19 protein-coding genes and 1 riboswitch are annotated in these 23,718 nt (G+C 43.1%); of the genes, 17 read left to right on the forward strand and 2 right to left on the reverse strand.

Features of this window, described 5'->3' with window-relative positions; all coding sequences use genetic code 11:
- The first annotated feature begins 335 nt into the window (after nucleotides 1-335).
- The 6 genes from QL919_RS05975 (at nucleotide 336) to QL919_RS06000 (ending at nucleotide 9,373) form a co-directional block, all read left to right on the forward strand.
- Entirely contained in the window at nucleotides 336-1,493 is a 1,158-nt protein-coding gene (locus QL919_RS05975; RefSeq protein WP_290188655.1) for an outer membrane protein assembly factor BamD, read from the forward strand.
- Nucleotides 1,494-1,633: 140 nt separating this feature from the next.
- Complete coding sequence (locus QL919_RS05980; protein WP_290188656.1) at nucleotides 1,634-3,787, forward strand: CHC2 zinc finger domain-containing protein; 2,154 nt, start codon at nucleotides 1,634-1,636, stop codon at nucleotides 3,785-3,787.
- Nucleotides 3,788-4,355: 568 nt separating this feature from the next.
- Nucleotides 4,356-6,275: an RNA polymerase sigma factor RpoD gene (rpoD, locus tag QL919_RS05985; RefSeq protein ID WP_290188657.1), complete on the forward strand. Its 1,920-nt coding sequence runs from the start codon at nucleotides 4,356-4,358 to the stop codon at nucleotides 6,273-6,275.
- A gap of 187 nt (nucleotides 6,276-6,462) precedes the next feature.
- A complete protein-coding gene (locus QL919_RS05990) occupies nucleotides 6,463-7,389 on the forward strand; it encodes a bestrophin family ion channel (RefSeq protein WP_290188658.1) in 927 nt (308 codons plus the stop codon).
- 159 nt (nucleotides 7,390-7,548) lie between these two features.
- Entirely contained in the window at nucleotides 7,549-8,796 is a 1,248-nt protein-coding gene (locus QL919_RS05995) for a multidrug effflux MFS transporter (RefSeq protein WP_290188659.1), read from the forward strand.
- Nucleotides 8,783-9,373, forward strand: a complete 591-nt coding sequence (locus QL919_RS06000; RefSeq protein WP_290188660.1) for a TetR/AcrR family transcriptional regulator — start codon at nucleotides 8,783-8,785, stop codon at nucleotides 9,371-9,373. The genes QL919_RS05995 and QL919_RS06000 overlap by 14 nt, the downstream gene beginning before the upstream one ends.
- A 189-nt stretch (nucleotides 9,374-9,562) precedes the next feature.
- On the opposite strand, the gene tnpB is transcribed toward QL919_RS06000, so the two are convergent.
- Complete coding sequence (gene tnpB / locus QL919_RS06005) at nucleotides 9,563-10,714, reverse strand: IS200/IS605 family element RNA-guided endonuclease TnpB (RefSeq protein ID WP_290188661.1); 1,152 nt, start codon at nucleotides 10,712-10,714, stop codon at nucleotides 9,563-9,565.
- A gap of 131 nt (nucleotides 10,715-10,845) precedes the next feature.
- Nucleotides 10,846-10,963: riboswitch (TPP riboswitch) on the forward strand.
- Between the two features lie 123 nt (nucleotides 10,964-11,086).
- Here tnpB and tenA point away from each other — a divergent pair.
- The 10 genes from tenA (at nucleotide 11,087) to yfaE (ending at nucleotide 19,894) form a co-directional block, all read left to right on the forward strand.
- Nucleotides 11,087-11,734 (forward strand): thiaminase II, encoded by a 648-nt coding sequence (gene tenA, locus QL919_RS06010; RefSeq protein ID WP_290188662.1) that lies wholly within the window; start codon nucleotides 11,087-11,089, stop codon nucleotides 11,732-11,734.
- Nucleotides 11,735-11,786: 52 nt separating this feature from the next.
- Complete coding sequence (locus QL919_RS06015) at nucleotides 11,787-12,485, forward strand: class I SAM-dependent methyltransferase (RefSeq protein ID WP_290188663.1); 699 nt, start codon at nucleotides 11,787-11,789, stop codon at nucleotides 12,483-12,485.
- Nucleotides 12,486-12,751: 266 nt separating this feature from the next.
- Nucleotides 12,752-13,045 (forward strand): DUF493 domain-containing protein, encoded by a 294-nt coding sequence (locus QL919_RS06020; RefSeq protein ID WP_356650034.1) that lies wholly within the window; start codon nucleotides 12,752-12,754, stop codon nucleotides 13,043-13,045.
- 526 nt (nucleotides 13,046-13,571) lie between these two features.
- On the forward strand, nucleotides 13,572-15,848 hold the full coding sequence (nrdA, locus tag QL919_RS06025) for a class 1a ribonucleoside-diphosphate reductase subunit alpha (RefSeq protein WP_290188665.1): 2,277 nt from the start codon (nucleotides 13,572-13,574) through the stop codon (nucleotides 15,846-15,848).
- A 150-nt stretch (nucleotides 15,849-15,998) separates the two neighbouring features.
- Nucleotides 15,999-17,045, forward strand: a complete 1,047-nt coding sequence (locus QL919_RS06030) for a hypothetical protein (protein WP_290188666.1) — start codon at nucleotides 15,999-16,001, stop codon at nucleotides 17,043-17,045.
- A 169-nt stretch (nucleotides 17,046-17,214) separates the two neighbouring features.
- On the forward strand, nucleotides 17,215-17,466 hold the full coding sequence (locus QL919_RS06035; RefSeq protein ID WP_290188667.1) for a type II toxin-antitoxin system Phd/YefM family antitoxin: 252 nt from the start codon (nucleotides 17,215-17,217) through the stop codon (nucleotides 17,464-17,466).
- Nucleotides 17,456-17,743 (forward strand): type II toxin-antitoxin system mRNA interferase toxin, RelE/StbE family, encoded by a 288-nt coding sequence (locus QL919_RS06040; RefSeq protein WP_290188668.1) that lies wholly within the window; start codon nucleotides 17,456-17,458, stop codon nucleotides 17,741-17,743. Before QL919_RS06035 ends, QL919_RS06040 begins: the two co-directional genes overlap by 11 nt.
- A 22-nt stretch (nucleotides 17,744-17,765) precedes the next feature.
- A complete protein-coding gene (locus QL919_RS06045) occupies nucleotides 17,766-18,176 on the forward strand; it encodes a hypothetical protein (protein WP_290188669.1) in 411 nt (136 codons plus the stop codon).
- A gap of 111 nt (nucleotides 18,177-18,287) precedes the next feature.
- A complete protein-coding gene (nrdB, locus tag QL919_RS06050; protein WP_290188670.1) occupies nucleotides 18,288-19,421 on the forward strand; it encodes a class Ia ribonucleoside-diphosphate reductase subunit beta in 1,134 nt (377 codons plus the stop codon).
- A 206-nt stretch (nucleotides 19,422-19,627) separates the two neighbouring features.
- On the forward strand, nucleotides 19,628-19,894 hold the full coding sequence (yfaE, locus tag QL919_RS06055) for a class I ribonucleotide reductase maintenance protein YfaE (protein ID WP_290188671.1): 267 nt from the start codon (nucleotides 19,628-19,630) through the stop codon (nucleotides 19,892-19,894).
- A 172-nt stretch (nucleotides 19,895-20,066) separates the two neighbouring features.
- Here the strand turns inward: yfaE and QL919_RS06060 are convergent, their stop codons facing one another.
- Nucleotides 20,067-21,392 (reverse strand): trypsin-like peptidase domain-containing protein, encoded by a 1,326-nt coding sequence (locus QL919_RS06060; RefSeq protein ID WP_290188672.1) that lies wholly within the window; start codon nucleotides 21,390-21,392, stop codon nucleotides 20,067-20,069.
- Between the two features lie 470 nt (nucleotides 21,393-21,862).
- Between QL919_RS06060 and QL919_RS06065 the strand changes: the two genes are divergently transcribed.
- A complete protein-coding gene (locus QL919_RS06065; RefSeq protein ID WP_290188673.1) occupies nucleotides 21,863-22,690 on the forward strand; it encodes a Nif3-like dinuclear metal center hexameric protein in 828 nt (275 codons plus the stop codon).
- Nucleotides 22,691-23,718: the final 1,028 nt, after the last annotated feature.

The raw sequence follows: 23,718 nt of genomic DNA on the forward strand, positions 1-23,718 counted from the left end.
GCAAAAATATGCGGTACAAAAGTTATTCTATAAAGTAAACTGTATTTTGCTGTATGCTATGGCACAATATTGTGATGACTCTCATGCGCAGGCGATGTTTTAAAATAGCCCTACTACATTAAAATCAAGTACATTAAAGCCAGATGTCGTTATAGCAATATATTATATTTAATGGTCATGATAAAACTGCGTCTGATAAAATCACATGAGCACACGCAATCATAGACAGTTAACCGATGCCATAAGCATCGCTTTGAATCATTACCCTTTTATTCATTAACCTTTCATATAGTATGGTAGCGCTGCTGCTATGCGTCCTGTGTCGGAGAAGAAGTATGCAAGCTGTTGGCAATACGTTTATCAAACTGTCCTCAATTACCCTACTAGCGCTTAGCGTGAACTTGGTGGGTTGTCAGACCTTTAAAAACCTGACTGGTGGTAAGGACGTCGATGCAGTAGAAACTGCAGAAAAGTCAGAGCAAGGCTACTATAACGATGCCATCGCTCAGATTGATAAAGGTCGCTACACCCAAGCTGTCGAAGACCTGACCAATTTACGTACTTTTTATCCAACCGGTCAGTACGCTGAACAAGCGCTGCTCGATGTGATGTATGCGCAATATGAGAGCGGTAAATATGAGATGGCAGCTGCCAGTGCGGAGCAATTCATTCGCCTATACCCGTCTAATCCGCAAGTCAGTTATGCCTATTACGTACGCGGTGTGGCCAATATGCAAGGCTCTTCAGAAGGTCTAAAAATATTTAAGCTCAATCAAGCCGAGCGTGACACTGCCTATTTACGCTTGGCCTTTGCTAATTTTCAAGAACTTATCAACAAGTACCCTAATAGCCCTTATGCGCCAGATGCCGCTCAACGCATGACTTTTATTTATAACCAGTTTGCTGAGCATGAGATGAGCGCCGCCAATTGGTATATTGAGCGTGAGGCCTATGTGGCATCAGCAAACCGTGCCAAGTGGGTCTTCCAATACTATCCACTTAGTGAGTCAATTCCAGAAGCCATTGCCACCCTAGCCTATAGCTATGAGCAATTGGGTATGACCGACTTGGCTAAAGAGTACAAAACTCTGCTGCAGATTAACTACCCAACCTTGTTAACCAATGATGGACGTGTGAAGCTAGATACCAAACGTGATCGCAGCTGGTTCAATAAATTCACCTTTGGACAGCTTGGTCGTTCAAGCATGAAAGACACCTCAGTGGCAACAGGTGAGTATAATGGCGCGACCAAAACTCAGATGATTCGTAATGCCAATCAATTAAGACTGCCAAGTGAAAACACAGCGAACGCAAATGCACCGCTGAATACGTCACCGACTCGTAACAGCGGTGTTAATTTAGGATTGGGTCTGCCTGAAGCATCTGCTGAGCGCGTCACCAGCCAATCTAGCACTGGCTCTACCGCTAGAGAAGCAAATATTGACCCACAAAACATCAATCCAATACGCCGTACCACATTACCTACTGAGTAAGTTGATATTACCTACGTCTATTTTAGATGTGTTTCGCATCTCATTACAAATAAGGTCAACATTCTGTTGGCCTTATTTTTCTATCTGTATCCTATTGTAGTTATCCCTAAATAATTGACCTATGGTAAACTGTTTTTTGTATGAGCATTCCTAACCATATTCTCGAACAATTAAATAGCCAAGCTGACTTGATCAGTATCATTGGGCGTCATACCACGCTTAAACGGGCTGGTAGTGAATATAAAGGCTGTTGCCCATTTCATGGCGAAAAGTCACCTTCCTTTTATGTCAATCCACAAAAAAACATCTACCACTGCTTTGGTTGTAGCGTTGGTGGTAATGCCATTAGTTTTTTACGCGATTATGAAAGTCTAACCTTTATCGAAGCGGTCAATGAGCTGTCAAAGCAGACAGGTATTGAAGTACCTAAAGATGAACAACGAAATGTGAGCTATCAACGCACCAAGCAGCAGCCTACTGTCAAGCCTACAACGAAACCAGTTGTTAAACCAATTACACCACAAGCCGATGGTCACTCGTCCCCAAACACACCACCTGACTATCAAGAGCAATCAAATAATACCAGCTATGCTGAACAGCCTGCCTACGATAGCAACGGTTACGACGATTACCCACCACTAGAAGATTACGACTCAATTCCGTATGCAGAAGATGGTTACGGTTCCGACTACCAAAATGATGACAGCTATCCGCCCGCCTGGTTGAGCGATTCAGATAGTGGTGCAGGCTTTAGCAATATCGATGGCGCTGCAACTGCCCAAGAAGGCAACCTTTACGAGCTGCTAGAACAAATCCAGCAGTTTTATCAGCACAATCTCAGTATTCATCCTCATGCCAAGCATTACTTTTTATCACGTGGTATCACTGACGACATCTTTGAGACTTTTGGTCTCGGCTACGCACCCTTTGGTTGGCAGCATCTTGAGCATCAGTTCCCGCAGGATATCGAAGGTCTTAAGGCCTTAGGATTGGTACGCCAATCAGAATCTGGACGCGACTACGACTTACTTCGTGATCGGGTTATTTTCCCGATTCGAGACAATCAAGGTCGTACCATCGGTTTTGGCGGTCGAGCGCTCGATGACGAGGTAAAGCCCAAATATATCAACTCATCTGACTCTCCTGTATTCCATAAACAACACGTGCTGTATGGTTATTATGAGTCTCGCCAGCAACGTGCCGATAACTGGCTAGTGGTCGAAGGCTATATGGATGTTATTGCTCTTTACCAAGCCGGTATCTATGGTGCGGTGGCCTCCATGGGCACGGTGATTAATGAGACGCAGATATCACGGCTGTTGACATTAAATCCTACCCTAACGTTGAGTTTTGATGGTGATAGCGCTGGACAAAAGGCTGCTTGGCGTACACTTGAGGTGGCGCTACCTGTGCTCGGCGATGACAAAGAATTGCGGTTTTTGACGCTACCCAACAATCATGACCCTGATACCTTTATCAAAAGTCAAGGTAGCGATGCCATGCGTGAGCAAATCGCTAATGCCATGCCGTTATCACAGTATATTTTTGCCTATCTAAGTGAACGTTACGACATGAGCTTAGCAGAAGGTAAAGCCAAGCTTATGTCGCAAGTACGCGCGTTGACCACCGCCCTACCTAAAGGCAGTAGCTTTCGCTATCTTTTGAATAATGACATCTATCAAAAGTTGGGCGGCAAGCGCAATCAGAATAAGGATGCCAAAGACGCACTGCTAGATTTTGATGGCGATATGACCATCAGCCAGCAATTACAGCTGTGTTTTTTATTCCAGCCGCGTGCCTTGAGTGAAGACCCTATCGAATCTATTTGGCAACAAGCCGGTATTTTTGATTTGCAACTCCCCACTCACATTAAACAAAAAGCCTCTACTGATATACTGCGTCCGCTGGCGTGGGAAGACCTGCAAGACAATGCCCTGCTCGATATGGTCAGCACCATTAAGCGCTGTCTTAATTACTTACCCAAAGACGCCAATGCAGCTGCGCACTTTATTTTATCGAATGTCAAACCCAGCACCCAAGAGACACTGAGTCGTGATTGGGGTGGTTTTTATAAAGCGCTTACCACGCGCAATATCTTAAGTCTTGACGGTTTGGTCGAAGAGCTGGTAAGCCAATTGATTGAGCGTCATATGAAGAGAAAAATTCAAGACCTGGTCAAAAATCCTGACAATATAAAACTGGCGATTGTCCGTAAACAATCACAGTTACTAAATGATTGGCTACGTGCACAACAAGCCGAACAGTCTGCGCAAATGGTCACTGTCCAATCTTGATTTTTACTAAAAAAATCCCAAGCCCTTTAAAAGTATCTAGGCTGCCCCCACTACTAATGATTATGCCGAATAGCCTGAGCGCGACTTTGAGCCAGTGCTAAATAGAATTAACGGCGGGTAACTGATATCAAATAATCAGTAAAAAACCGTCGGTAAACATCACTACCTCGTGCTTGACTGCGCTGGTCTGTGTTAAACTGTGTCGCTGTATATTAACAGCACGGTTTGGCCAAATATCATCAGCATGTATTTTTAAGCACATATTTTGAATATTATTTTTAAGCAGCCGTTTTAGGTGCTGTTATTGTTAAACATTACTTTTTTAGAGAACGTTTTTTTTAGAGAACGTTTTAGAGAATATTTTGAAGCCTTTTTAGCTTTTTGAATTTTTTGCTGTTTTCAGCATTGTTATTGTAGTGTTTTGAGCCTTTATTCATATCAACTCATTTTTGATATTATTGACAACCTCTACGCCATATTTTGATCAATCGATTGATAAGATCAACGCACCCAGCAAGCGATAGCGAGTCACAATATAAAAATGTCCGATGCAAGTAAGCGAGTATTTATGAACGATAAGTCAGTTTCTAAGTCCACATCCCAACTGGCCACCTTAATCCAAATGGGTAAAGAGCAAGGTTATCTAACCTATGCTGAGGTGAATGACCAACTGCCCGACTCTATTACCGAAAGCGATCAGATCGAAGATATTGTGCAAATGCTAACTGACGTTGGTATCAAAATCTTTGAATCTGCTCCTGATGCCGATGACATCTTGATGAACGATGATTCAAGTGATGATGACATGGCAGCAGACGAAGCAGCAGCCGTATTGGCTTCTGTTGAAACTGAGCCTGGTCGCACCACTGACCCTGTACGTATGTATATGCGTGAAATGGGTACGGTTGATCTATTGACCCGTGAAGGCGAGATTGCCATTGCCAAGCGTATCGAAGAAGGTATTCGTGACGTACAGCATGCCATGTCTTACTGGCCAGGTACGGTACAGTTCGTGCTTGACGAGTACCAAAAAGTCCAAGATGGTGAGAAAAAACTCTCTGACGTCATCACAGGTTTCTTAGACCCTGAAACCGAAGAAGACAAAATCGCTGCCCAAGAAGCAAAAGAAGCGGCGAAAGAAGAGCGCGAGCGTATTAAAGAAGAGAAAGAAAATCCGCCACCAATCAAGCCAAAAGCCAATGCCAAAGCGGCACTCGACGATGATGAAGACGAAGAAGAAGTCGAAGAGGAAGAAGCTGAAGAAGAAACCAGCGGTATCGACCCTGAAGAAGTACGCCTGCGTCTAGAAGAGATTGAGCATCTGTTTATTAAAGCCAAACAAGCTTTGATTGACTATGGTCGTGGTAGTGCAGAAGCAGACGCAGCATATGCGCTGCTTGCAGAACGCTTTATGATGCTTAAGCTAAACAATCGCTTGTCAGACCAAGTCATGGCGATTATGCATGATGTCTATGATGATGTGCGTAAGCAAGAGCGTCAAATCATGCGTTTGGTCATTCGCCGTGGTCGTATGCCGCGCGAAGAATTCCGTAAGACCTTCCCTAGCAATGAAACCAACGTCGACTGGCTCATTGAACGCATCAAAGGTAAGCCGGCCTTTGCTGGTACCTTAGAAAAAGTCACAGACGACGTCATTTTACTTCAACGTCGCATTCGTGATTATGAGCAGCAGCTCGACATGAAAATTCACGATATGAAAGATGTCGCTCGTCGTATGGCTGTCGGTGAAGCAAAAGCGCGCCGTGCGAAAAAAGAAATGGTTGAAGCCAACCTACGTCTGGTTATCTCTATCGCCAAAAAATACACCAATCGTGGTCTACAGTTCTTGGACTTAATCCAAGAAGGTAACATCGGTCTGATGAAAGCGGTCGATAAATTTGAATATCGCCGTGGTTATAAGTTCTCCACCTATGCTACATGGTGGATTCGTCAGGCGATTACCCGCTCTATCGCCGACCAAGCGCGTACCATTCGTATTCCTGTGCATATGATTGAGACCATCAACAAGATAAACCGAGTCTCACGTCAGCTGCTACAAGAGATGGGACGCGAGCCAACGCCTGAGGAATTAGGCGAACGCTTAGAGATGGACGAAGTCAAAGTCCGTAAAGTGCTGAAAATTGCCAAAGAACCTATCTCTATGGAAACCCCAATCGGTGATGATGAAGATTCACACCTAGGTGATTTCATCGAAGATGGTACAATCTCAAGCCCTGTGGATGATGCAACGGCTGCTGGTCTACAAGAAGCGACGCGTGATGTACTGGGTAACCTGACTGAGCGTGAAGCACGTGTCTTAAAAATGCGTTTCGGTATCGATATGCCAACGGATCATACTTTGGAAGAAGTTGGTAAGCAGTTTGATGTGACGCGTGAACGTATTCGTCAGATCGAGGCAAAAGCACTACGTAAATTGCGTCATCCATCACGCTCTGAGCACCTGCGCTCTTTCCTTGAAAATGACTGATTTATCTAGACAGTTCTAAATCCATAAAGCATTTATAAGATTTAATCAAAAAGCTGAGCATGTCTCAGCTTTTTTGTGTCTGTTTAACAGATTCGTTCTCTGTAAGCTTTACAGATTCTATTTATGTATTAAAATCTTACGGTAGACGCAACCCCTCACTTATACACTCTATCGCTAGGAAGCTGACATGATTGTCCGGCAAACACCGAATGCCCTCAAGATATTTTTTACCCTTCGTGGCTCAATCATTCCAAAAATCTACCCACAGATTTTGCTAGTCACCTTGCTCAGTACCTTCGTTACGATTATTCAGCACCAGTTTCCTTTATCATTCCCCGCTTACAGCACCGCGCCTTTTACCTTGCTCGGAATCGCTTTATCACTGTTTCTGGGCTTTCGGAACAATGCAAGCTATCAGCGCTGGTGGGAAGCTCGCACTCTATGGGGTCAGCTAGTCTATGATGCCCGTAGTTTGACTCGTCAACTGCTCTCTTTCATAGATGATGACACTGAGGCTGGGCGCAATACCCAACGTTCGATGATTCACCTCACCATCGCTTTTACTCATGCTGTCCGCCATCGACTGCGTGGCACCCCACCTTGGCAAGATATCGAGCGTTTTGTTGAACCAAAACATCATGCCAGCATGCACCAAACGCAAAACCTACCTGATTATCTGATGCGCCTAATGGGTAAGGAGCTCGGTGATAGTCGGCGTCAACGTTTGACCTCGGAGCAGATGATACAAAACATGGACGAACGTCTGACTTCTATGACGATTGTTTTGGCTGCCTGTGAGCGTATTCATAACACACCTTTGCCATTTGCTTATATGCTCTTGGTTCATCGAACGACTTACCTGTATTGCATGATGCTACCTTTTGGCTTGGTATCCTCACTAGGCTGGGCGACTCCATTAATCTGTGCAGTGATTGCTTATACCTTTTTCGGTCTTGATGCCCTTAGTGAAGAGCTAGAAGAGCCTTTTGGTCTAGCACCCAATCAGTTACCGCTTACCTCATTATCACGCACTATTGAAATCAATTTATTAGAAGCACTGGGAGAAACGGAATTGCCAGCTGATATCGCTCCTAAAAATGGCTACTTACAATAAATTATTGACTGGCTATTTAGCGCACAGCTCAAAAAAACTAGGGCATGAGCTCCTATAAATCAGAGAATAGTCTATAAAGATATTGCCTTCATCTAAGATAGCGAGTATAACTACCTACCGTTCGGTAGTTAAACAATTAATAGCTAATAGTGCACTTTTATGAATAAGCAAACCAATGTAAAACACATCAGTATCAAAACCGTTATCTCGCTTGCCATTATTGTGGCGCTTGGCCCTGCAGCCATCGATATGTATTTGGCCTCAATGCCTAATATGGCAACAGACCTCCACACTTCCTACGCTACTACACAGATTACCTTAACCGTCTTTCTTATCTTTATGGGTTTAGGACAGTTGGTATTTGGTCCTGTATCTGATGCCATAGGGCGAATAGCACCATTATTTGTAGGCTTGCTGGCATATATTGGCGCTTCCGTGTGGGCGATGTGGTCACAAAATATTGAAAGCCTAATCTTTGCTCGTATCTTGCAAGGTCTTGGCGCTTCTATGGCTATCGTGGTGGTGATGAGCATGGTACGCGACTTAGTCGATGGCCCCAAAGCAGCGCAAATTTATGCTTTATTAAACACCATTGTGGCATTAGGTCCAATCGTCGCGCCAGCAATTGGCGGTATCGTCGGTGCACATTATGGTTGGCGCGGCGTGATGTTTATTTTGGCGGCGTTAGGTATCATCGTGCTGATTAATACGCTGGTCAATATCAAAGAAACCTTGCCAAAAGACAAGCGCATTCAATTAAATATAAAAAATATTACAGGCATTTATGTCGGCATATTAAAGAACAAAACCTTTGTCTTTAATCTCTTTGCGCTATCTGCGGTGTATTTCTTTTTGTTTGCTTATATCGGTGGTTCTGCTTATGTCTATCAAACAGGCTATGGTCTTAGCCTAGAGCAATTTGGTTTTGTCTTTGGCTTGACCAGTATCAGTCTAATTTTAGGTGCTTCTTCTACCGCTTATTTGGTCAAAAAAACATCAGCGTCACATTTGGCTTTAATCGGTGCCGGTGTCATGATGCTCGGTAGTGCCGTCTGCATCGTCGCCTATCTGCTATCGATGGGTTTGGTCGGTATTGTCACTGGCATTGCCTTGGGATTATTTGGTCTTGGTGTATTAGAAGCGACGTTGATGGCGATTGCAATGGACTCGCAGCGCAGCGCTTTGGGTTCAAGCGCAGCTTTATTGGGCGCCATTCCTATGTTACTCTCATCCACTGCCACACCCATCGCAGGACAATTGGTCGAAATGAACACCTTATATTGGTTAATCTTGCTAGGTGCGATGGGACCAATTATTTTGATACTGGTCTATCTCGGTTCTAGAAGTTTAAAACCTTATAACACTCTCTCCACACCATCATTAGAGGAGGCCTATGCAAAATCATAAACCACGCTCAAGCGCTAAGCAACGTATTATTGATGCCGCGTTTGAGCCTTTTTTTATGCATGGCTATGAGGGCGCATCACTCAGTGATATTGCCAAGGCTGTGGGCATCCGCAAAGCCTCTCTCTATACGCATTTTGCCAGTAAAGAAGCGATGTTTTTAGAATTACTGCAAGATGTACTCGAGTCGGAATGTGCGTTTATTAAGTCATGCTTTACGACGACTAGTGAGCTTACTGCTCCCGGTGAAGCGTATTGCCATGCTTTTGAAGCGCGTTATGAAAGCGCAATTACCTTACGGTTTTTAATTCGCATGGCCTATGCCGCACCTGTGCATTTGACCGATACCAGCGCGGCGACTTTTAATGTCTATATAAAGGTGTTGACTGAGCAAATACAGCTGGCTCTACAGCCTTATCAGCTCGACTCTGCGCAGCTAGAGCTGTATACCGATGCCTATCTAGGCGTGATCGATAGCTTAAGTGTGGAGCTGCTATATGCGGAAGGCTTATATGAGCGCCGTTTTAAAGCCATGCTGATGCTCTACCATACCGCTATTGAACAGCTCGATAAAAAATAATTTTTTAAATATAGGTCGACCTTATCGATGGTTGTTAGGACATCACTTGCTAATGATGGCTGAGTTCGCCTATCATAGAGCTGATTTGTTAAGCTATTTATGAACTACCCACCACCTATAGAGGTAGGGGTTTCTTAGGTAATACCCATACTTGATACGATGTTTTGTATCAGCGGTTAGGCAAATGGACTAAGCTAACCCCGTCGCACCGACGGTTTTGAGTGTTGCCAGCCTTAGTCCTTCGTTTAGGATGTTGATACTAGCGTTGATGTCTCTATCGTTGGATTGCAAGCAGCTGGGGCAATTCCATGATCTCACCTGTAATGGTAGCTCAGCCTTAGTCAGTAAGTGACCACAGCCTGAGCAGGTCTTAGAAGATGGATACCATCGGTCTATTTTGACAAGCGTTTTGCCGTACCATTCAGCCTTGTAGTTCAGCATGGTGGTGAAGGTTGACCATGAGCTGTCTGATATGGCTTTAGCAAGCTTTTTGTTCTTAACCATGCCTTTGACGTTTAAGTCCTCAATCGCAATCACATCGTGGTTTTTGATGAGAGTGAATGATAGCTTATGCAGAAAGTCTTTTCGGATATTGGTTATTTTTTCATAGACCTTAGCGACTTTAACTTTTTGTTTTTGATAGTTGCGGCTGTCAGATAGCTTGCGCTGATTCGCTTTGGCAACGGCTCTGCGTTTGGCCAGTATTTTCTGTTCTCGCGTCAACTTGTTTTGCAGTTTAGATAAAAAGGTAGGATTGGCAACTTTCGTGCTGTCCGATAAGACGATAAAGTCTGTCAGTCCTAAATCAATACCAATGTTAGACCTGATTTTTGATAATGGCTCAACAACCGTTTCAGCCAATAGGCTGACGTAGTATTTGCCTGATGGGGTGCGGCTGATGGTCGCTGATTTTATTAAGCCATTTACCTGGCTTGGAAATTTAGCGTTGATGTGACCTATCTTAGGCAGTTTGACAGTGCTGTCTGTGATCGCTACTGTGCCTTTTTGATTATTGGTAGTGTAGCTGTCACGATGGCCTTTTTTCTTGAATTTTGGGAAGCCTGCGCCTTGCTTGAAAAACTTGTTATAGGCAGCTCTTAGGTTCTGCTGCACATTCGCCAGTGCCAGGCTATCGACTTCTTTGAGCCACTCAAACTCTTTCTTATAGTGAGCAGGAGTATTTTTAAGCTCGGTCTTATGCTCGTTGTAATACTCAATCTTGTCACTAAGCATCCTATTCCAGATAAAGCGTGTACAGCCGAATGATTTGGCAAAGAATATTTGCTGACCCTCATTAGGGTATAATCTTACTTTATGGGCTTTTAGGATTTGTTTTGGCATGAAGCTATTGTACCATATCAAAAGTCTGACGCATTCATCTCACTACTTTAGAGGTAGGGGAATTCTGCGCTGAAAATGTTAAAAAAACAGCAGCTCAAAACCATTTAAATTTTATATTTATTATTAAAAAATAAACCTTGTCGGGGTGCTTTGATTTTGATGTTTTAACTATAATCAAAATCATGGCTGAGAGTTACCCGCGAACCTGATGCAGTTAGCACTGACGTAGGAAACAAGCGTGTCGATATATAAGTCACATTTACTTTATATTTTGCCAATCTATTTAACTTAGACTGGTGGTTTTTTTGTGCCTTATCACTTTTCGTTTCCTGCCAATTGCTTGCTCGTACTTTATAACAGTAAGTAAAAACTATGGATTATCAAACGCTACGTCACAATTGCCCCACATGGGATGATTACATTCAGCATGATTTCGTCAAGCAATTGGCGGCAGGTACGCTGGCCCCTGACAGCTTTCGCCACTACCTTGTGCAAGACTATTTATACTTAATTCACTATACCCGCGTGATGGCGCTGAGCGTATATAAGAGTGACACACTGGCACAAATGCGCGTCGGTCAAGCCGGCATCAATGCCATGCTCGATATGGAAATCGCCATGTATTTGGATTTCTGCCGTCAGTGGAATATACCACTTGAACAAGTAGAAAACGCCCCTGAATCTGCCGTGACCATTGCCTATAGCCGCTATATATTAGACGCGGCTATGTCAGGCTCACTGGCTGAGCTGTATGCCGCAATTGCGCCTTGTTTAATGGGCTATGGAGAAATTGGCAAACGCATCAAAGAGCAAAGCTTTGTCACTGACAACCCTTATCAACCATGGATTGACGTGTTTTCTAGTGATGATTTCCAGACCATTACGGCGCAGAACGAAGCGCAAATTAATACGCTATTAGCCGATGCCAGTCCTGCTCAGGCAGACAAGTTCCAACGGTTATTTAATACCGCCGCACGTATGGAGGTCAATTTTTGGCAGCAGGCATTAGATTTGTCATAGCCATATTTTTTATAAAAAATTAAACTTAACCCACTACTTAAGGAAAAACATCATGGCAGCATTCGATGAACACGCAAGCGCGTACGACAGCTGGTTTTTTGACAATCAAAATCTACTGACCAGTGAGCTAAAACTGGTCGCTCACTTCTTGGATAAAGACAGTGAGATATTGTCTATCGGTTGTGGTAGTGGTCTTTTTGAATCACTGTTGGCCAAAGATTACGGCATTCATATCACACATGGTATCGAGCCATCGAAAGATATGGCTGAAGTCGCTGAGAAACGCGGCTTGCAAGTAGATATCAGCCCTGCCGAAACCTGCGAGATTGAGCCCAATAAATTTGATATCATCATGTTTAATGGCAGCGTCAGCTATATCAGTGATTTGGATGTCTGTATCAAAAAGGCATTTGACGCTCTAAAGACTGGCGGCAAACTTATCCTGATTGATGTGCCAAAAGAAAGCGGTTTTGCCAGCTTATACAATTTGGCCAGCGCGGTAGATACGTGGGAGCATCCACTACTCGAACACATCTCCCCTGCTGACCCTTATCCTATTGAACTGGTTAAATCAGCCAACTGGCGTACCTCTGATGAAAAAATCGAGTTAATGCAAACCAATGGTTTCGTTGATTTTGAATATGCACAGACTTTACTGACTCACCCTATGTATGCCAATGACAAGGTGCAAGAAGTCATCGAAGGCTATGATCGCGGTGACTATGTGGCAGTATGTGGCTATAAGAGATAAGCGGGCAGTTGCGACCTATTATTAGAGTCCATAATTGTTAGTAATGTGTTGCCATCGGTATGACACCACTTGAATTATGTGCTTAATGCCACTATAAATGGGGCATCAAGTTATCATATTAATAAAACAAGGCACACATTATGAGTGACGATCCAAAAAACACCAGTAATCAAAATACTGATGCGCAAAATATCAACAATCAGAGCAGCCAAAATCAAACCTCTAAAAAAGATGTCAAGGTCACTGAGCTGGTCGCTAATGACGGTATTTTGAAGGGTAAAAAGACGGACATTCAAAATCCAGAGCTTTGGGAGTTCCCAATGAACTACCCTTTGAGCATCATTGGTCATGAAGGCGAGCATGAGACGTTGCTGAATGAAGTGAAGCTTATTTTGGGCAGTCAGTTCCCTGATTTTGATTTGGCCTCGATAGAAGTCAAACCTTCTAAAACGGGTCGTTTCCACTCGGCGCGAGTCAATTTGTACCTAACGGCCGCTGAGCAAGTGAATACGCTTTATGCGTCACTTGAAGATGCCAAAACCGTTCGTATGGTGGTATAACTCGCTATTATATCGTGCTATCGCTCGTTAATGGTCATTTAGAAAAAACCAGTCCGTTTTTCGTCCGAATCGTCACTCATATGGGTGGCGATTTTTTATTGTCTGAGGTACAATCTGCGCCCACATTCTTATTGCTATGACGCCTTTTATTGGTCAACAATTTACGAGAGAATGAAAAGCGAAGAGTGAGTAGATTTTTACAAAATTTTTATTATTCATCGCATTTGCGTCTAACCCTTGTGCCATCGTCCTTTGCCAAAAATCCGATGACGCACAAGTCCTCAGCAACATAGTTTTACTCTAAAATCAATATAGCATTTTCAAAATTTTCCCGCTATATTGTGCCTACCTACTAACAAACACGCTATATGTAGTACTCAGTGATTTAACCCATCACTATGAGTAGTGGTAGCTTTTTGCCTAAAAAAACAGGCTACCCTGACAGGAAGTTATAGCATCATAAAGAATGCTGGCTGGATATCACTCCGTGCAGCATCACCAAAAGCAATCCATTTAAGAGGGCATCATGACACATATTGATAAAATCCAAGTGACCAAACGTGACGGACGTTTAGAGCCTATTGATTTAGACAAAATTCACAAGGTTATTGCGTGGGCAGCGGACGATTTGGATAACGTGTCTGTGTCACAAGTTGAGCTAAAATCGCACATTCAGTTTTATGAAGGTATCAAAACTCGTGATATTCATGAGACCATCATCAAATCTGCGGCCGACCTTATCTCTGAGACCACGCCTGACTATCAGTATTTGGCCGCGCGTTTGGCAATCTTCCATCTGCGTAAGATTGCTTATAACAAATTCACGCCGCCGCACCTGTATGATCATGTCAAAACCTTAACGGACGCTGGCAAGTATGATGAACACATTCTAGCGGACTATAGCCGTGCGGAGTTTGACGAGTTAGAAGAATACCTCGATCACTGGCGTGATATGAATCTTGCCTATGCGGCGGTTGAGCAAATGGCGGGTAAATACCTCGTGCAAGATCGCGTCACCAAGACCGTTTATGAGAGCCCGCAGTTCTTGTATATGCTGGTCGGTATGTGTCTGTTTGCCAATTATGACAAAGCTGAGCGCATGAGTTATGTGAAGCGCTTCTATGATGCGACGTCACAGTTCAAAATCTCACTACCGACGCCAATTATGTCAGGTGTGCGTACGCCATCGCGCCAGTTTAGCTCGTGCGTATTGATCGAATGTGGTGATAGCCTAGACTCTATCAACGCAACCACTAGCGCCATCGTACGCTATGTGTCACAGCGCGCTGGTATCGGCATCAACGCAGGTCGTATCCGTGCCCTTGGTAGCCCTATCCGTGGCGGCGAAGCACAGCATACTGGCTGTATCCCGTTCTACAAACTGTTTCAAACTGCTGTTAAATGCTGCTCACAAGGTGGCGTCCGTGGCGGTGCTGCGACTCTATTTTATCCACTATGGCATTTAGAAGTTGAGTCATTACTGGTACTGAAAAACAACCGCGGCGTTGAAGACAACCGTGTCCGTCATATGGACTACGGCGTACAGTTAAACAAAACGATGTACACGCGCTTGATCAAAGGTCAAGACATCTCGCTATTTTCACCAAGCGACACACCGGGTCTATACGATGCGTTCTTTGAAGATCAAGACAAATTTGAAGCGCTATACACCAAGTACGAGAATGACCCAAGCATTCGTAGCCGTCAAATCCCAGCGTCTGAACTGTTCAGCTTGATGATGCAAGAGCGTGCCAGTACTGGTCGTATCTACATCCAAAACGTCGACCATTGCAACACTCATAGCCCGTTTGACGCGACCGTTGCGCCGATTCGCCAGTCAAACCTATGTATGGAAATCGCCCTACCGACCAAGCCACTTGATAACATCAATGATGAAGAAGGCGAAATCGCCCTTTGTACGCTATCAGCGGTCAACTTGGGTAAAGTTGAAAACGTCAGCGATATCGAAGAGCCAGCCGAACTCATCGTGCGTGCGCTTGATGCCCTGCTCGATTATCAAGACTATCCTGTAAAAGCGGCTGAAAATGGCAGTATGCGTCGCCGTACACTAGGTGTGGGCGTGATTAACTACGCGTATTACCTTGCGAAAAATGGCGTGCGCTATTCAGACGGCAGCGCGCTTGGTCTAACGCATCAAACGTTTGAAGCGCTACAGTACTATCTACTGAAAGCCTCGAATAAGTTGGCAAAAGAGCAAGGCGCGTGCCCTGCTTTTAACGAAACCACCTACTCGCAAGGTATCTTACCGATTGATACCTATAAAAAAGACTTGGATAAAATCTGCCAAGAGCCGCTACATCTCGATTGGGAAACGCTACGTGGCGAGATCACTGAGCACGGACTACGCAACTCTACCCTAACTGCCTTGATGCCGTCTGAGACCTCTAGTCAGATTGCCAATGCGACCAATGGTATCGAGCCACCACGTGGTCTGGTGTCTATCAAAGCGTCAAAAGATGGCATCTTAAAGCAAGTCGTGCCTGAGATTGATAAGCTAAAAGATCAGTACGAGCTACTGTGGCAAATGCCGAACAATGACGGTTACCTAAAGCTGGTCGCTATCATGCAGAAGTTCGTCGATCAAAGTATCTCTGCCAATACCAACTATGATCCAACGCGCTTTGATGGTCAGCGTGTACCGATGAAGGTATTGCTACAAGACTTGTTGACTGCCTATAAACTTGGCGTGAAGACGTTGTACTACCATAACACTCGTGATGGTGCGAACGATGCCCAAGCGGATATGGAAGATGATTGTGCAGGCGGTGCATGTAAGATTTAAGCTATTGATAGATGGCGGGTTTGGCTTTTGGGTTAAGCTCGCTGTTTACTACTATCTAATCGGTTATGCTAATGCAGTTCGTTAAAAGCTATTTGTAAAACTACTATTAGTCGTCTTCGTGTCATATTGAATAATAACGGAGGGTTCTTAATGTCATCGATAGATAATTACCAGCGAAATATACAGCGTAAAAGAAAGGAGTTGCAGAATTTAATGCAACTTAAGAATAGAGAGCAATTAAAAACAAATACTCTAAATAGTAAAATCAACTCCACATCTCTAGCTTTGTCTAAAACAAAAATTGTCAGTACGGCAAAATCTAAAATTCGCGATATAGATAGATTTAGGAGTCAAGTTTTAGTTATAGATAAAAAAATTGTAGATTACGAAAAGAAAATAAATAGTAAAAATAAGCAAATTTTTGATGAAGAAAAAAAGCTAGTTAGAGCACAAGATAATGAAAGTAAGAGTAAGCAAAAAGAACAGTTGTCAAACCTAAATGAGATAAAAACAACACTTTTTGAACATGAGGGAGTACATGAAAAAATGACTGCTAATATAAAGACACTTCAAAACCTCCCAGAAAAGATAAATGTTCTATTTCTAGCTTCCAATCCTATAGATGTCCAGCAATTAAGACTTGATGAAGAGGCACGCTCAATCAAAGAAATGATTCGTAAAACAAAATTTCGCGATTCAGTTTTATTTGAAAGTAGATGGGCAGTACAACCAATGGATGTTCTACAAGCTATTAATGAGCTTAATCCAACAGTAGTGCACTTTAGTGGTCACGGTTCAGATTCAGATTCAGATGAAATCGTATTTCAAGATGCTGAAGGCAAGGCTAAACTAATTAGTAAAGAAGCTATAGTACAGACTATGATGGCTTCATCAAATACTATTAGATTAGTATTTTTTAATACATGTTACTCTCACAATCAGGCAAGATCAGTAGTTGAGCATGTAGAAGCTGCCATTGGAATGAATACCACTATAGGTGATAACGCTGCTCGAATTTTTTCCTCTCAGTTTTATTCTGCTATAGGCTTTGGGATTTCATTAGGAAAAGCTTTTGAACAAGCTAAGGCACTACTAATGATGGAAGGAATAAAAGAAGAGAATACTCCAGAACTTTTTATCAAGGAAGGCTTAGATGCATATGAATTGATAATTGTTAAGCCAACTGAATTACTATAATCGAAACCTAGATAGTTATAGGGTGCGCCCAGCGCGCCGACAGCATGGAAATTATGACTAAAGGTACGCGAGTCGCACCCTACAAAATATATAGATTAACAAATAAGACCTAATTTTCGTGCTAATATTAGACCTATATTTAGGGCACAATATTAGTGGAGAATAAATCATGCATCCGATATTTGCGACACAGACAGCCAGTATCTCAGAACTAAAAACCAACCCTTCGGCACTGATTAAACAGTCGGATGGTGAATCCATTGCTATTTTAAATCATAACAAACCTGTGGCTTATTTAGTTTCAACAGATATGTATGAGCGTATGATGGAAGCGATGGACGATATGGCATTAAGCCAAACCGTTAGCGCCCGAATGGATGACGGGCAAACGCCAGTAAAGGTAACGTTGGATGACTTATAATCTTGAGTTTCATCCTTTAGCATTAAAAGAATGGAAAAATTTAGCGCCCAGTGTTCAGCAGCAGTTTAAGAAAAAATTACAGCAGCGATTATCAAACCCTCGTGTGCCTGCTTCAAAACTCTCAGGACATACAGACGCCTATAAAATCAAACTACGCACCATAGGCTATCGTCTGGTTTATACCGTCAAAGATGATGTGGTGGTGGTTTATGTGCTAGCCGTAGGCAAAAGAGAAAACAATAAGGTATATGAAAGCCTTGTGTCGCGCCAACCATAATCGAAACACAGACAGAATAAAAATGACGGAGGTCATAGACGTGCAATATACCGCAATCATCAAAGACGGTGGTTTGTTTATCCCAAACGTATTTTCCGACCTAAATGATGGTGGCTCGCATATCGTGCAAGTAGAAGTCGATATCGAGGAGGTTCGTCAGCAGTTAAGCGAAAACGCAGCATCAACGTCACAGACACCAAAGAAAGACGCCACAAAAGCATCGAAAAAACCAACCAAGAGAACCACCAAAAAAGACATTCAGCAAGAAGCACAAAAGGAATTACAAACACGAGCAGATGACGGTTTGAGTGCGCTGCGTAAGACCGCAATCGATGAATTGGAAGCATTGGATGATGTAGAGCTTAGCGAGATTTTCAAAGCCTACATGAATGAGGGACAAACACCAGAACAGATATCGTTAGAAAACCTATAATACAGTCTAGCAAAGACAGCTTATAACGTATTTTAGCTTATATTTTAGAGAAATTTTTATACTTGGATGTACAATTAGATTCACAATCGTATCACTGATAAAGGTAGAACAATGACGTACTCGATTTTTTCCCAAACGCCGAATAATGCGCTAAAAGAGCCGATGTTTTTTGGTAATCCGGTCAACGTGGCACGCTATGACCAACAAAAGCACCCTATCTTTGAGCAATTGATTGAAAAGCAGCTGTCATTCTTTTGGCGTCCAGAAGAAGTTGATGTGTCAAAAGACCGTATCGACTTTGGTAACTTGTCTTCGCATGAGCAGCATATATTTTTGAGTAACCTTAAGTACCAGACCCTACTCGACTCTATCCAAGGTCGTAGCCCAAACGTGGTGCTATTGCCATTGGTATCGATTCCTGAGCTGGAGACTTGGATTGAGACGTGGTCATTCTCTGAGACCATTCACTCACGCAGCTACACTCATATCATTCGCAATATCGTCAATGACCCAGGCATTATCTTTGATGACATCATGCAAAATAAGCACATCTTAGAGCGTGCGTCTGACATTGCTCAGTACTACGATGAGCTGTACCGCAACTCACAGCTATATAGCTTATACGGTCCAGGCACGCACAATATCAATGGTCAACAAATCACCGTTGATTTGAAATCATTGAAAAAACAGATGTATCTCTGTATCGTCGCCGTTAACGTCTTAGAAGCCATTCGTTTTTATGTCTCATTTGCTTGCTCGTTTGCCTTTGCTGAGCGTAAGCTGATGGAAGGTAACGCCAAAATCATCAAACTCATCGCTCGTGATGAGGCGCTGCATTTGACAGGCACGCAGCATATGTTGAACCTGATGCGCAATGGTAAAGATGACCCTGAGATGGTTGAGATTGCTGCTGACTGCTATGAGGAAAGTATCGAGATATTCCGCAAGGCGGCCGAGCAAGAAAAAGAATGGGCAGGTTATCTGTTCAAAGATGGTTCGATGATTGGTCTGAACAAAGACATCCTTTGTCAATATATCGAATACATCACCAACTTGCGTATGGAAGCGGTTGGCTTGCCAGCGGCATTCCCAAACTCTAAATCTAACCCGATTCCTTGGATCAACACATGGTTGTCCTCTGATAACGTGCAAGTGGCCCCGCAAGAGACGGAAATCAGCTCATACTTGGTTGGTCAGATTGATTCAGATTTATCAGACAGTGACTTTGATGACTTTGAGCTCTAGAGGCTCTGAGCTTTGGGCTTTACAGGCTCTGAGTTTTAAGAACTTTAGACTTTAAGAGCGGACGCTCTAGAGTAAACTTTAATAGTCGAATACTAAATGGCTTAATCTTAATTATTTAAGCTTAAGCCGTTTTTTTTAGCAATGTTTTATGGACAAGGTAATGCTCAAAAACTGGCGTATGACAGCCGGTTAAAATAGGAGTCACCATGACTTGGGTAATGACCAGTAAAAAACAGTTCTATTTGCATGACGATGAAAGTCTGCTCGATGGACTGCTACGCACCGGACATGATATCAACTATCAATGCCGTGAAGGCTACTGTGGTAGCTGCCGAGTCAAGCGTATTGCTAGCTCACATACCGTTGACTATCCGTTTGAGCCACTCGCCATGATTGATGAAGATGAAATATTACCCTGCTGCTGCCGTGTGCAAGGGGTTATTCATATTAATCACGAACCTATTGTAGAGTAGGATTATCATTAAAACTAAAACCAAAAAAGGTTAATAGTAAAACCCGTACAAACGAAAAGCGCGCTATCTTATTTGGATAGCGCGCTTTTTTTGTATTTTACTGAAGAGAATGCTTGTTCAAAACTTTTCCTATTGAAAGGATTTGCTGATTATAAACTGCAAAACGCGACCCTTATTGAGGATCGCCATTACCCTCAAACAGCTTTAGTAGCTCTTCACGCATACGATCACGCTCTTCCTCTGACATCATTGGCACGGCTTCATCGCTCTGTATGTTGGGTTGCTCCATACCACCTAACGCTTCATCTTGTAGTACCACTGGACGCGGCACAGGCTCTTGTACAGGACGCTCCTCTAACAATATCTGCACTTGGGCATTTTTACCTTGGCGTAGGATTTGCGCGTTTAGCTCAGTGTTTGGTGCTTTACGAGCGACATACTGAATCAAGGTGTTGGCATCCGTCATCTCGACACCATCGATGGTGAGGATGATATCACCCACACGCAGACCACTCTTGGCTGCTGGACCTTGGTCAATGACGTTTAGTACTTCGACACCCGTTGAGGTCTCAAGGCGTGTAGGATCACGCAGCTGTGACTGAATCTCAATACCCAACCAACCACGGCTCACCTTACCGTCTTTAATAAGGGCATTCATCACCTGCTCAACGATAGCGGTTGGAATGGCAAAACCAATACCCATCGAGCCACCAGAGCGTGAGAATATCACGGTATTGATGCCGACTAACTCACCGCTAGCGTCAACGAGCGCACCGCCTGAGTTGCCCGGGTTGATCGCCGCATCGGTCTGAATAAAGTCTTCAAATTTATTGACACCCAGACCAGTACGACCAGTCGCTGAAATAATACCTTGGGTCACCGTCTGTCCCACACCGAACGGATTACCGATAGCGAGTGCTAAATCACCGACACGAATAGGGTCTTCACGAAAGCCCAATGGCGTCAGCCCCGTCATATCGACTTTAATCACCGCCAAATCACTATCAGGGTCAGTACCGATAATTCTAGCACGGCTCTTACGACCATCATTGAAAGCCACGGTAATCTCATCTGCTTTTTCGATAACATGCGCATTGGTCACGATATAGCCATCTTCTGACACAATGACGCCCGACCCTAAGTTGGTAGAGCCTTGATCTTGTGACGGTCCACCATGAAACTCAAAGAAACGACGCAATACAGGGTCATCCATATAAGGATGTTCTGCCATGGTTTGAGTGGTATAGATATTGACGACAGACTGTGACGCCCGTGCCACGGCATCATGATAAGAGGCTATCGGCGCTGGCGTATCAGACACTGGTTGGGAGACTTGCTCAGCAGGTGGTGTCCGTGGTGGCTCCCACGCTGCCTCTGACGATGTTGTCTTCATACTCGTGAACAACCAGATAAACGCTGCTAATACTAGCAACAATAAAACCCAAGGTAACCACTTTAATAGAGACGCCTTGTTATTGGTGTTCCGGGATGACGACATATATAAACCTCTATAAATTTGATGCAAACAGACGATGATTCAAACAAACAATAATAAAAAATTAAATGAGCATTATGATACTACGATGATAAGGTAACTATTATCTCTGACAGCCACTACCTGCTAGGTAATATTTGATAGCCAATCTCTACTGGCAATGCCCTATTGATACCATTTTATCATGCCATCGTAATGATAACGATGATGGTGGCACGCTACTCATGCAGTAGGGTCATGTATGTAAATTATAACCGTCAAAACTATCAAATAGTAACGCATCGTGTACCATTTCAGTTATTGGCCTTGTCTACTCTTTTACACCAGCATGTTAAAATGACCGTTACTTATTAAACACTGATTGTTAAAAATCACGCTTTAAAAATCACGCTAATGACTTGCACGGTTTAATTTATTACCAAACACCCTACTCTCAACCAGATATTGCCAACTAAAAATATAAAGGAAAAACCATGACAATACATAATATATCTAACGACTCATCGAGTAAGACGATTGCTGCCCAAGCATTGACCCAGTTTTGTGATGACTATTTATCTGCCGATGCCTTTAAAGATTACGCACCAAATGGATTGCAAGTAGATGGCGGGCGCCCTATCCAGCGTATTGTCACAGGCGTGACAGCTTGTGAAGCGCTGATTGATGCTGCCATTGCGGATAATGCCGACGCTATTATGGTGCATCATGGTTATTTTTGGAAAGGCGAACCTGCTCCAATCACGGGCATGAAAGGTCGACGTATTCGCAAATTGATGCAACATGGCATCTCGATGATTGGCTACCATTTACCGCTCGATGCTCATCCGACCATTGGTAATAATGCCAAGCTCGCCGATGTACTTGATATGACCATTACAGGGGCGCTCTATCCTAACGAATCACACCCTGTAGGCAACATCGCTTCTTGCGACCCTCAATCTGCAGAAACACTCATCGCCACGATTACCCAAGCATTGGGACGCAAGCCACTACATATCGCCGCTGAGTATCATAAAGACTCCTCTGCTAATACCACAAGTGGTAGATTAATCAAACGCGTTGGCATCTGTACAGGTGGCGCACAAGACATGATTGAGCAAGCCGCTATGATGGGCTGTGATGCCTATATCTCTGGTGAAATATCTGAGCGCACTACTCATAGTGCTCGTGAGCTTGGGATTGACTATTTTGCCTGTGGTCATCATGCGACAGAACGAGGCGGCATTCAAGCATTAGGTGAGATTATTGCGCAAGAGTTTAGCTTACCAGTGACTTTTATCGATATTGACAATCCAGCATAAGATAGCACTACAAAAAAAAGGCTTACTGAAGCCCTTTGTATTGGTGTTGGATATATAGTCAAAATACCCTAAAAACGCTACGGTATTGCTGATATCAATTTTTTGTAGCCTCTGTCTGTGCAGGCACAGCAAGCAAGAAAAAGTGATATCAGCAGCGCGTAATGTATCGATATTACTTTTCACTAACTATAGTAATATCAAAAGCAGTTATTCATACATGATATCTAAAAAAATAGCGCAAGTGGGGCAATCTTGAAGCAGTAGATAATTCTACTAAAGCTGTTATTTTATGACTCTTAGTCGATTTTCAACTTAGTAATTCATAATATAGCCAGTTTTAACCGTTTATCACGCTATTGTTAAGTTTTATCGCTATTTTCTTAACTCTACTTGAATAATAAAAAGAGTAACCGCATATTACTACCTGTAAGAAAGAACGTTTTGTCATGAAACTTCCCATTATTACAGCTTCCGGTTATGGCATTAAAATAACGATAAGTATCTAATATTTCTTTATTGTCCGTGATAACACCCATGGAAAGAATAAGAATAAAATTTTGGATAGTTATCTATTGGTGTAGTGTCGCTATATAGCGTATTTCTATGTAGCACTGTATTCCATGATTTTAGTGGCGCAACGACGGTTTAGTGTGACCCTTTTTTATAGTAGCTTTTAGCAGCTATTGATTTTGAAGAAGGTGACTGGCTAGCCCTTGTTGCTGAACAACGATATTACGGATTATTTACTTTACTATATATAATCTAAAGAGTAAGTAATCGCTGATATTAGCGTAATAGAATTTGGTCAGAAAATTAGTGATGGCAATTAATCATCATATTCAGACCAATTTACGCCATTGTTTCAATAACTTATTCATGACCTTACCTGTGTTTGATACATAGTTGTTTTGCCATTAGCCCTATCTATTATCGATGAAGGAATCATCTGATTTACATCCTTCGTGATTTTGTGCGTCCTTGTTTTTTATCAAGGCTTTGAGCTCGCCATATTAAGCGTCTCAAAAGGC

Source organism: Psychrobacter sp. APC 3426, from assembly GCF_030408035.1.
Classification (GTDB): Bacteria; Pseudomonadota; Gammaproteobacteria; order Pseudomonadales; family Moraxellaceae; genus Psychrobacter.